The sequence below is a fragment of the Vreelandella hamiltonii genome (assembly GCF_014651775.1).
Taxonomy (GTDB): domain Bacteria; phylum Pseudomonadota; class Gammaproteobacteria; order Pseudomonadales; family Halomonadaceae; genus Vreelandella; species Vreelandella hamiltonii.
Genome location: NZ_BMXN01000034.1, coordinates 20,917 through 30,472 on the forward strand (window position 1 = coordinate 20,917; position 9,556 = coordinate 30,472).

Annotated in this window: 8 protein-coding genes and 1 pseudogene; 4 read left to right on the forward strand and 5 right to left on the reverse strand. The window is 55.2% G+C overall.

The annotated features are described in order from the left end of the window. Positions 1–7: 7 nt before the first annotated feature. The 3 genes from IE091_RS17305 to IE091_RS17315 all read left to right on the forward strand — a co-directional run bounded on the left by IE091_RS17305 (position 8) and on the right by IE091_RS17315 (position 3,751). Complete coding sequence (locus tag IE091_RS17305) at positions 8–1,165, forward strand: M20 aminoacylase family protein (protein ID WP_058577671.1); 1,158 nt, start codon at positions 8–10, stop codon at positions 1,163–1,165. Between the two features lie 97 nt (positions 1,166–1,262). Then, entirely contained in the window at positions 1,263–2,168 is a 906-nt protein-coding gene (locus IE091_RS17310) for an NAD(P)-dependent oxidoreductase (protein ID WP_189464220.1), read from the forward strand. After that, positions 2,165–3,751 (forward strand): aldehyde dehydrogenase family protein, encoded by a 1,587-nt coding sequence (locus IE091_RS17315; protein ID WP_229800884.1) that lies wholly within the window; start codon positions 2,165–2,167, stop codon positions 3,749–3,751. The genes IE091_RS17310 and IE091_RS17315 overlap by 4 nt, the downstream gene beginning before the upstream one ends. On the opposite strand, the pseudogene IE091_RS17320 reads toward IE091_RS17315, so the two are convergent. Further along, positions 3,721–4,404, reverse strand: a pseudogene (locus tag IE091_RS17320) (LysR substrate-binding domain-containing protein); the annotation flags it as partial. The gene IE091_RS17315 and the pseudogene IE091_RS17320 sit on opposite strands and share 31 nt — an antisense overlap. A 253-nt stretch (positions 4,405–4,657) precedes the next feature. Here IE091_RS17320 and IE091_RS17325 point away from each other — a divergent pair. After that, positions 4,658–5,650 (forward strand): IS30 family transposase, encoded by a 993-nt coding sequence (locus IE091_RS17325; protein ID WP_189464221.1) that lies wholly within the window; start codon positions 4,658–4,660, stop codon positions 5,648–5,650. A 90-nt stretch (positions 5,651–5,740) separates the two neighbouring features. On the opposite strand, the gene IE091_RS17330 is transcribed toward IE091_RS17325, so the two are convergent. Genes IE091_RS17330 through IE091_RS17345 form a run of 4 tightly spaced genes read right to left on the reverse strand, consistent with a single transcriptional unit; the run spans position 5,741 to position 9,268 of the window. Next, positions 5,741–5,941 carry a tautomerase family protein gene (locus tag IE091_RS17330; protein WP_096921783.1) on the reverse strand — a complete coding sequence of 67 codons (201 nt, stop codon included), beginning with the start codon at positions 5,939–5,941 and terminating at the stop codon, positions 5,741–5,743. A gap of 40 nt (positions 5,942–5,981) precedes the next feature. Further along, positions 5,982–6,884, reverse strand: coding sequence for a DMT family transporter (locus IE091_RS17335; protein ID WP_096921784.1), 903 nt, complete (start codon positions 6,882–6,884; stop codon positions 5,982–5,984). Further along, complete coding sequence (locus IE091_RS17340) at positions 6,881–8,218, reverse strand: aminotransferase-like domain-containing protein (protein ID WP_189464222.1); 1,338 nt, start codon at positions 8,216–8,218, stop codon at positions 6,881–6,883. The genes IE091_RS17335 and IE091_RS17340 overlap by 4 nt, the downstream gene beginning before the upstream one ends. A gap of 3 nt (positions 8,219–8,221) precedes the next feature. Beyond that, on the reverse strand, positions 8,222–9,268 hold the full coding sequence (locus IE091_RS17345; protein WP_229800886.1) for a phytanoyl-CoA dioxygenase family protein: 1,047 nt from the start codon (positions 9,266–9,268) through the stop codon (positions 8,222–8,224). Positions 9,269–9,556 lie beyond the last annotated feature (288 nt).

Below are 9,556 nucleotides of genomic sequence, written 5' to 3' on the forward strand. Positions count from 1 at the left end.
GTGAACCATGGCTGCGTCAGTGACCATACCCGACAGCGCTGAACTCGCCGCCTGGCGGCAGGATTTCCACCAGCACCCTGAAACCGCCTTCGAGGAGCACCGTACCAGTGCGCGTATCGCGTCGCTGCTCACCCAGTGGGGCTTCGATGTCACCACGGGCTTGGCGGGCACGGGCGTGGTGGCCACCCTGGATGGCCAGCAGGGGGAAGGCAAGACCATCGGCCTGCGGGCCGATATCGACGCCCTGGACATCCGTGAAGAGACCGGGCTGGCCTACGCCTCGCAGACGCCGGGCAAGATGCACGCTTGCGGACACGATGGCCATACCACGATGTTGCTGGGAGCGGCCTGGGCGCTGAAGCAGCAGCCCGATTTCAAGGGGCGGGTGGTATTCATCTTCCAACCCGCCGAAGAGAACGAAGGCGGTGGCCGTGCCATGGTGGAGGACGGCCTGTTCGAACGCTTCCCCATGGACGCCGTGTACGGGCTGCACAACTGGCCCGGGCTGCCGGTGGGGGTCGCTGCGGTGCACGATACCGACGTCATGGCCGCGTTCGACATCTTCAGCCTGACGCTGACCGGTAAAGGCTGCCATGCGGCGATGCCCCACCTGGGCACCGATACGGTGCTGGCGAGCTGCCAGTTGATCAGCCAGCTGCAGGGGCTGGTGAGCCGTGAAACGCCGCCGGACAAGTCGGCGGTGCTGAGCATCACCAGCATCAATGCCGGAGACACGTTCAACGTGATTCCCGAGCAGGTGGCGCTGCGCGGCACGCTGCGCTGCTTCGACATGGCGCTGAAAGAGCGCCTGGAAGCACGTTTCAAGCAGGCCATTGCCAGCCTGGCCGAGTTCCATGGCTTGACGGTGGAACTGGATTACCAGCGCTGCTACCCCGCCACGATCAATACCCCAGCGCATGCCCAGCACTGCGCCACGGTGCTGGAGGGGCTGCTTGGCCAAGGCAAGGTGCTGCGCAACCCGCCGCCCAGCATGGCCTCCGAGGATTTCTCGTTCCTGCTGGCCGAGTGCCCAGGTGCGTATATCTGGATGGGCAACGGCGAAGATTCGCCGTCGCTGCACAACCCCCACTACGACTTCAACGATGCGCTGTTACCGCTCGGAACGCGCTACTGGGTAGCGCTGGTCAACGCACTGCTCGTCTGAAAATGACGTAATACATCCATTCGCTCTCTGATGCCCACTGGGTAGGGGAGCGTCTACCCCGCATTCAGTGTTTCATGGCATGCCAAGGAGTTTGATGATGTCGCAAACCGAACACGCTTTATCGATTACCGTGATAGGCCTGGGCCAGATGGGCGGCAATATGGCGCTGACCTTGCAGGCCGCCGGCTTTGAGGTCACGGGCAGTGACCTGTTTGAGGCCGCGCGGGAAAGGCTCGCAGGCTTGGGCCTGGCCGTGGTGGCACCGGATGCCGTGCCTGCCAGCGATGTCTACCTGCTCTCGCTGCCTACTTCTGCCCACGTGCGCGAGGTGATCGAAACCTCTCCTGGCCTGCTCGCCCTGGCCCCCAAGGGCAGTGTGATCGTCGATACCTCCACCAGTGACCCCGCCGTCAGCCGCGAGCTGGCCGAAAAAGTCACCGCGGCGGGCCTTCACTGGCTGGATGCCCCGGTCAGCGGCGGCCCCAAGGGCGCCGCCAACGGCACGCTGGGCATGCTGCTGGGCGGCGATGATGCCACCCTGGAGCGAGTGATGCCGATGCTGGAAGCCATGTCGGCCAAGCGCACCCATGTGGGCGGCCCGGGTAGCGGCCACGTGGTGAAGCTCGCCAACAACTACCTGTGTGCGGCGCACCTGCTCACGACCGCCGAAGCCGTCGCCATGGCCGCCAAGGCAGGCGTCGAGCCTGCCGCCTGCCTGGCGGGTATCAACAGTGGCTCGGGGCGCAGCGCCATCAGCGAGGTGAACTTCCCCGAGTGGGTGCTGAGCGAACGCTTCGATTCGGGCTTTACTACCGGCTTGATGCGCAAGGACCTGCGCCTGGCGCGGGACGCCGCTGAGCAGTTGGGTATTCCCCTTGCCTTGCTGCAGGCGGTGGTGAATGCCTGGCACGCAAGCCCGGAGCAGCCCGCCGATAGCGACGACTTCAACCATATCACCACGCCGATTCTTGCCTGTGCCCGCCAAACGGAGAGCCACTCATGAGCCCACTCAGCCAACACGCCAGCGACCAGCTTGCCGCACTCCTGAACGGCTTTGGGTTAGCGGCAAAAACGCCGTTGAGCAACTGGATCGATGGTGATCTGGTGGCCGGAGAAGGCGAAGAGATCACGCTGATCAACCCGGCGACGGGGGAGGCGCTGGTCAGCTACCGCGATGCGGGTGCGGCGCTCATCGAGCGCGCCACGCAAGCCGCGCAGCGGGGCCAGCGCGAGTGGATGGCGTTGACGGCCAGCGAGCGCGGGCGGCGAATGAACGCGGCAATACGGGGCCTGGAGGGCCACGAAGAGGCGCTGGCACAGCTGGAAAGCGTGGTGGCGGGGAAGCCGATTCGCGATTGCCGGGCCGAAGTGGGCAAAGTACGCGAGATGTTCGAATACTACGCTGGCTGGTGCGACAAGCAGCACGGCGAAGTGATTCCGGTGCCCACCACGCATCTTAACTACGTGCGCCACGTGCCTTATGGGGTGGTGGGGCAGATCACGCCTTGGAACGCGCCGATGTTCACCTGTGCCTGGCAGCTGGCACCGGCCATGGCGGCGGGCAATGGGGTGGTGCTGAAACCTTCCGAGCTGACCCCTTTCACCTCGGTGGTGATTGCCCAGCGGCTGGAAAGCGGCGGCCTGCCCAAAGGGCTGATCAACATCGTCAACGGGCTGGGCAGAACCACCGGTGCGGCGCTGACCGACCATCCCGCCATCAGCAAGCTGGTGTTTGTCGGCTCGCCCCAGAGTGGTCGCCTGATCGCCGAGGCGGGGGCACGGCGCCTGGTGCCCAGCGTGCTGGAGCTGGGCGGCAAATCCGCCAATATCGTGTTCGCCGATGCCAAGCTCGATGAAGCGGTGGCTGGCGCCCAGGCGGCCATCTTTGCGGCGGCGGGCCAAAGCTGTGTGGCGGGTTCGCGGCTGCTGATCGAGCGCTCGGTCTTCCAGGAGGTCACTACCCGCCTGGCCCGCGCGGCGGAGCAGATTCACGTGGGCCTGCCCAGCGATGAAGCCACCCGCATGGGGCCGCTGCAGAACCGCCGTCAATTCGAGCAGGTGACGCGCATGATCGAGGCCGCTGAAGCGGAAGGGGCAAGCGTGCTGACGGGGGGCAAACGCCCGGAAGGCTTGCCTGACGACGCCCAGGGCTACTTTATCGCGCCCACGGTGCTGGTGAATGTCACCCCCGACATGGAGATTGCCCAGCAGGAGGTGTTTGGCCCGGTACTGATCGCCATGGCATTCGATGACGAGGCCCAGGCCATTCGGCTTGCCAATGATACCCGGTTTGGGTTGGCCGGTGCCGTGTGGAGCCAGGACGTGGCCCGAGCGCATCGCGTGGCGGGGCAGCTGCGGGCGGGCACGGTATGGATCAATAGCTACAAGGCGATCAGCGTGATGTCGCCGTTCGGGGGCTTTGGCGACAGCGGCTTTGGCCGCTCCAGCGGTCTGGACGGCCTGCGCGAATACANTGCCGGGTCCCGAAAGGCCTGCATCCAGCGCTGCAGGTGGCGCAGCAGCAGGATGCTGGCCTTGGGTTGCTGGCGGCCCACCCGGGTGACCATGTGGGCCTGGGAGCGCTGAAACAGCGGGTCGTCTACCGGGCGTGCGACAAGGCTGCCGATGTCCAGGTCGTGGGCGACCGCAAACGCCGGTAGCAGCGTTACCCCCATGCCGCTGCGCACGTATTGCGCCAGTATCACCATCGAGTTGGTGTTCATGGTCATGCGCGGGGCGAGGCGTGCCTGTTGAAACGCCTGGTCGACCATCTGGCGCACGCCATGGGTGGTGTCCCACATGGCCATGGGCTGGGTGCTGAGCTGTGCCAGGGTGAGCGGGTGGGGCTGCTCGGCCAAGGGGTGATGCGGCGACAGAATGGCCATCAACGGCTGCGGGCTGGAGGCCCAGAAGCGCAGCTGCGGGTGAGTGCGTTCGTGGAACATCAGCCCGATATGGCTTTGATCCTCGACAATCGCATCGATGATGCCGGATGTGCCCGCGATATGGATATCCAGCTGGATGCCCGCATAGCGCTGGGTGAATTCATGCAGGGGAGAAGCCACCAGGTCGCTGACAAAGCCTTCGCCCACGGTGAGGGAAATCGTTCCGGTTTCCAGGCGCTGGTAGGCTTCGAGGGACGTGATGAAGCTTTCGTCGAGGGCGCTGCGCCGCTCGCAGTACTCCAGCAGCATCTCGCCGACGGGCGTGGGGCGTATGCCGCCGCGCTGGCGTTCCATGAGGGTTGCTCCCAAGGCTGCTTCCAGCAGCACTATCCTATCTGCTGACTCACCGCCGAGGGAGCTATCTCCAAGCGAAGCTTCCTGATGGTTTTTTCATCTAACTACTACATAGTTCCCTGTCCTGGAGACGCAATAGTTAACCTTGGCCCCTAGATTCATAGAATAACCGCAGCACTTTGGATCACAAGGTAGAAGCAGGAGGGCCAGCGCCGGTGCCCTCTCTGCTTTACCAACCAAAGTGAAGCAGAGCATGGCATACCGACAGCTGACCCAGACCCAACGATACCAGATTCACGCTTACAGGTGTGCAGGCATGAGCCAGCGACAGATCGCCAGAGCTATTGGTGTTCATGACAGCACGGTGAGTCGGGAGCTGCGTCGTCACACGACGCCCGAGGGGTATGACCCTGAGCAGGCCCAGCAACGTAGCGACCATCGACGCCGCACCGCCTGGAAGTGGACGAAGCGCCTACCCAGCCTGATGGACTTCGTCGCCAGACGGCTCCGCGAGGAGTGGAGTCCCGAGCAGATCAGCGGCTTCATGGCCCCCTTGATTGGCGTGGGCGTTAGCCACCAGTGGATCTACTCCCTGGTCCGGGATGACAAGGCCCGGGGTGGCGGCCTGTGGCGGCACCTTCGTCAGCCCCGGCGGCACAGCAAACGCCGTGCCCGGGCCAAAAGCGCAGGACTTGGCAGGATCCCCCATCGCGTGGGCATCGAGCATCGCCCGGCGGAGGTCGAGGAACGCCGCTTCATCGGGCATTGGGAGGGTGACACCGTGGTTCAGGGGCACAAGCAATCGGGCCTGGTCACCCTGGTAGAGCGGCGTAGTGGTTATCTCCTGGCAGCACGGTTGCCCAGGGTCTCAGCAGACCTGACGCAAGCGGCCATGATCCGGCTGTTGAAGCCACGCCGGGGAGCTGTGAAGACCATCACTCTGGACAATGGCTCCGAGTTTGCCAGTCACGTCGCCGTTGGCCAGGCGGTCAGCGCAGATATCTACTTTCGTGACCCTTACTGCTCCGGCCAGCGTGGGAGCAACGAGAATACCAATGGCCTGATCAGGCAGTACTTCCCCAAGGGGACAGACTTCCGTCAGGTCACCGATGCCGAGCTGCGCAGGGTGGTCAGGAAGCTCAATGACCGCCCTCGAAAGCGACTCGGTTACCGGATACCGGCACAGGTGTTCCTGGGAGAGTACTCAGGAGCCCTGGACACAGCAGGTGCTGCACTTATTGCTTGAATCTAGGGCCGAAAACCCGCAATTGAGAATTAAGTATGTCCTATAATACTTGATGAAGAAACAAGGCAACGGCATTGGATGATATCCAAATTAACCCTTGGTATGCTTTGTGTCTATATGCAATAGACCCGCTTTGCCCCAGTTTTGGTCGTCATAATCTTGGAGGAATATTGTGACAGATTCCGGTTTGACATTATAGCTGTCGACAAATGCTTCGGTAATTTTCTTGATGAGCTCACGTTTTTGCTCCAACGTCCGGCCTGGAGACTGGGCGATAGTAACGACGGGCATAGATAGTTCCTTATTCGTGTATGAAATTTTGAAAATGTTGTTAGCTCTGCTCTCTTGACGGTTTTTTGATGCGCCACTCTAACTTAGAGACCATCAAAAAATTACCGAAGATGATAACGCCAACACCTGAAAAAGTAGTTGGATCCCAGTGGAAGTCTTCAAATAATGTGGAAATCAGTATCGCTACGACTGGGAAGGCCACCATGCAATATGCAGCCTTATTGATGCCGATCTTATTCACCAGAGTCAAATAAATAGTGAACCCTAGTACGGATGCAAAAGCTGAAAGGTAAAGTAAGCTGAGAATATATTGGTAAGTAAAACTGAACTTAAAGGGCGTTCCTGTGAGGATAACAGCTAACAATAAGATCAGAGCTCCGTACCCCATAGAATAACCATTGCTGGTTAGTGGAGTGATGCCTTTGGAACTGTTACGAATAGATATCATATTGCCAAATGAAAAAATCAATGTTCCCAGTAACGCGAATAGTATGCCAGTGAACAGATCTGCGCCGAAAATTTGCTGTGTCAGCTCACGCCAGAATAAAAGAATAATGCCTGCTACGCCAAAAAACATTCCTGCGAATTCACTCAGTGAGGTGTTCTGATGTAAGAATAGCCAACGGTTTATACTATTAAAAAGCAGCACTGTGGAAAAAATGATAGCGACAATTCCGCTGGGGATATATTGCGTAGCATGATAAAAGCATAAGAAATTTAAAGAAAAGAAACACACTCCTTGTCCAACAAACCAAAGATGGTCAATAGGTTTTGTTTTTTGTAATTTTTTAATAATAATTAGGCATGGGAGAAGCAGTAGGGCCGCGATTACGAAGCGGTAGAAAATAGAGGCCAGTATCGGTACGTCCCCCAACTGCATTTGAATGGCAATCCATGACGACCCCCATACCATAATGCAAGCGAAGTACAGAAAAGCGGTCATTTATACTCGTCTCCTTTACTTTGCTTATTAAAAGCTTTAGGCGTGTTTATAGCCATACATTCTTTTATAAAGTCACTCAGCCGGATGACTCCTTCTTTGAGTTCCTCAGGGGTTAGATAGCTGAACGAGAGCCTGATTTCATTGGACTCTCTAGGCGGTGAGTAAAATATTTCCATGGGTGTCCAAAGAACACCATGCTGCTCAGCAGAGATTTTTAGCAGCGACAAATTAACTGGGAAAGGAAGCCTGAGCACTAGGAAAAAACCACCTTTAGGTCGATTCCATGATATTTGTGACCGTAAGTGGGATCCCTCGGGAAAGCTTGCGTCTAATTGATTTAGTAAATCGTCTAGATTATTTAGATAAAAATTTATTTTTGTTTTACAGTGGTGTCGAAGGTCCCCTTGGCACTCCAGTAGTACGCCGCCTACAATTGCTTGACCAATAGGTGAAGTGTTGAGTGTAAGCATACTTTTTATCTTTGTTAATGCTAAGGATAATCGTCTGGAAACAATAAACCCCACCCGTACACCGGGAAATAATGTTTTAGAGAACGAACCGAGGTATGCAACGTGGTTATTATGCAGGTCGAGTGAGATCAAGGTAGGATTAATACTCCTCTCTGATCCGAAAATGCCATAAGGGTTGTCTTCTAACAAGGTTAGATTGTAATTGCGGGCAAGTTTGACCAACTCTTTGCGCTGATTAAGCGGTAGGGATATACCGATGGGGTTGCAGAAATCCGCATTGATGTAAAGGGCTTTGACTTTTCCCCCCTCTGCTTCTGTGGCTTGAATTTTTTCCTTAATTTCACTAATTTCCACACCGTGTTCATGGATATCGAATGTCTCAATACGGATGTCCAACAATCTTGCTGCGCCAATAATGCCTACATAAACAGGTTGAGGAACTAGTAAAACATCGTCACTATCAGAAAAAAGAGCACGTAAAATTAGTAGCATTCCCTCCTGTGCACCAGACGTGACTACAATATCCTCTGGGGAGCAAGTAATACCGTCTGTTATATTCAGCATGTCAGCAATGAGTGCGCGAATATATCCTTCTGAGGGGCCGTATTGAAATAATTGAGTTATCACGCCGCTCTCTAAGCGATGCTCATTTTTCATAAGATGATCGATATAAATATTTATATAAAAGCTGATGTCGCCGAATTTAAAGTCCTTTTCTATAGGACGACCAGGGGCGAACGATATTGCTTCAGGATATTGGCTGGCAATATCATTAAGGAACGTCATAGTGTTTAAGCATGGGTCAGTTAAAGATGAGTGAAGTATAAGTTCATCTCGGTTTGCCTGATGAGTCGACGCACCCATAACTTATTCCTTCCAGATTTTTGGGCAGAAGTCTGGATCAGTGTAATCCGGATTGCCTGCATGGTCTAAACGGCAGAAGTAATCATTATTATATTTTAACTTTGAGCCGTCGGCTAAAATATGCTGCTTGTAACTATTAGCTCCATCTTGTAAGTGCAGAGAAATTGAGACTCTATCAACTTTGCTGTAGTTAGGAGGGCTGCCATGGAAGGTATTACAGTCATGAAAGCTGATATGACCACGTTTTCCAACCATGGCGATTTTTCTGACCGTGTCGTCGTTGAGTTTGGCTGTTTCTTCCAGCATAGTTTGTAGTTCATCTACGCTGCGATTCCCAAAATGCTGAGTAATACTGTCATCGGCATCAATCTCCCGCCACCGGTTGCTGCCGTCAATCATTTCCAAAGCGCCCATATTTTCATAGCAGTCATAAAAATTGATAAAAGCCGTGAGAAGCTTGTTTGACGAGCAGGTCGACCAGTAGTGCGCATCTTTATGCCATGGAACCACTGGGCGGAACATTCCCTCTGCCTCAAACTCTCCCCGAGCAGGCTTGGTAATGAGAGCGCTATTCCATATTCTTATTTCATCGGTTTGTGCGAGACGTGCAGCGATGGCTCCAATGATTGGTTTTGTTAATAGTTTTCGAAAGGTGTAGCTTTCATAGTGAACATAGTCATTATTGCGGGCAACGTCTCCATCTTCTGGAACCCAATAAGCTAGGGTAGGAGGGATTGTTGGCAAATGCCTATCCCTTTTCCCCTCATAGTAATCGTGACTTTCCTTTACGAAAGCATTAAGTTCATCATCGGTAAAAATTTTCTCGGTTATGAACCAGCCGTGCTTTTGATAAAAACGTACGTCTTCATTACTAGGCAAGAGAGTTTTTTCTTGCGTGCTTAATTTAAATTTATCTGCACACATGTTGCAATCCTTTATATGTGTTTTATTGGACAGAGCCATTGCTGCATTTTTATTAATAAGAGTCACTTGCTTCAAGCTGTCGGAAAAGGTCTTCAACATTTTTTTCAGAGAAGCCTTCTTCTTCATTCCTTTCGATAAACTCAATCATAACGCCAGAGTTAGGGCAGCGAACGGTAAAACGCTGGATCAGATCGGAGCCTTTAATGATTTGGGTGCTAAATGTCAAGCCTTCGCTTTCTAGTTCTTTGCATACTCCCTCCACATTATCCACCTCAATGGCAATGTGCTGTGGGCCTGGACCGTATTCATTAACCTGAATCCGTGAGACCGGCCCCCGGAAGCACTTCTAACCCACTGACCTGCATGGCAATATAGCCATTATCGCCATTCACCCAGACAGTGCCATGCCCAACA